Source organism: Solilutibacter pythonis (assembly GCF_003697345.1).
Taxonomy (GTDB): Bacteria; Pseudomonadota; Gammaproteobacteria; order Xanthomonadales; family Xanthomonadaceae; genus Solilutibacter; species Solilutibacter pythonis.
The window spans coordinates 1-1,257 of record NZ_RFLY01000057.1 but is presented as its reverse complement, the minus strand read 5'-3'; the positions used below and the strand labels follow the sequence as shown (position 1 = coordinate 1,257).

Here is a 1,257-nt window from a genome sequence, read left to right as displayed (position 1 = left end):
CAGGGCGCGCGGCGGCAAGGAACCGCGGCCCCGATTCAAGGGCGGCGGTGGGTGCGTGACAGCCTGTTCACGGTGCTGGGCATGACGATGGCGCTGAGCCTGTCGGCCTCGGCGGAGTGGCAGGTGCGGGACGAGGGCACGCGCAACAAATTGGACACCGCCAACAAACACCTGGAACGGATCGAACAGGTCGGCTCGGGCAGTTACCAGAGCGATGCCGAAGCGGGCTCGGCCCAGGGGCAGTACAAAGCACCTGACATCGTGTTCAAGTCCGAAGAGGTGACGATGCCCGCGAATGCCAGCAAAAAGCTGTCCCGGGTGGAGATGACGATAGAGGATCGCTGCCCGAAGCCAAAGAGACTAAAGCTGCCAGGGGGGGATGGAGGGGGGAGTATTCCGATTCCTAGTGACAGTGGAACAGCGGTGACGACACCGGGTATTGATGGCAACGGCGCGGATAGCGGAAAAACCGACATTGGCACTCGTCAATGGCATCTGTGCAAAGACATCGTAGAAACACAAATAGCGCAGTTCAAGTACAACGTGATGATGAGCGAACTGGCGGCCAAGCGTTACGAGCGGCTACGCGAGTTACAGCAGGCACGGAGCAAGATCGACGGTAATGCGGCGGGTCTGTTGCAGGACAACACCAACGCGATCCTGGGTTTGATCGCGCAGACACAGATCGACCAGCAGCAGCATAAAGCCTACAACGACGCCTATCAGGCGCGGCTAACCTACCTGAGCGGGGTGCAGGAACGCTTGACCCAGATGGCGATGGCGGGTTCTCAACGTACAGGCCGGGAGATAGCGGGGGATGTGGCTATGTTCGCGACGATGGCGGCAGGCCTTGGAGTGAATCCGTTCGAGAAGATGGAATTCAAGTACGAAGAACGCGATTACAGGCGCAGGAAGTAAAACGGGGCATACGCCGCAGAGCATAGAGGCATAGTATGGAACAGATAGGGCAAATGGTATTTTTCCGGATCATCTTCCTGTATCTGGATAAGCAGATCGAGGTGATGCGGGACAACATGCTGGGAGGCTTCATCCAGTGGATTTTGTTGATTCTGACGACGTTCATGACGATCTGGATCATCTTCCAGGGCTGGCTGATCGTGACGGGCCGCTCACGCGAACCGATGATGGCGCTGGTGACGAATGCGCTTCGAATCGGGTTTTTGTCGTTCCTGGCGGTGGGGTTCACGTTCATGGGGACGGACATCGGCAAGCTACTGACCGAGACCATGCCCAAGG

The 1,257-nt window shown here is 58.1% G+C and carries 1 protein-coding gene and 1 pseudogene; both read left to right on the top strand.

Going from position 1 to position 1,257, the window contains the following annotated elements:
* On the top strand, nt 1-918 hold a 918-nt coding region (locus EBB59_RS13250), incomplete at its 5' end, for a hypothetical protein (protein ID WP_211327768.1).
* A gap of 35 nt (nt 919-953) precedes the next feature.
* Nucleotides 954-1,257, top strand: a pseudogene (locus EBB59_RS13245) (type IV secretion system protein); the annotation flags it as partial.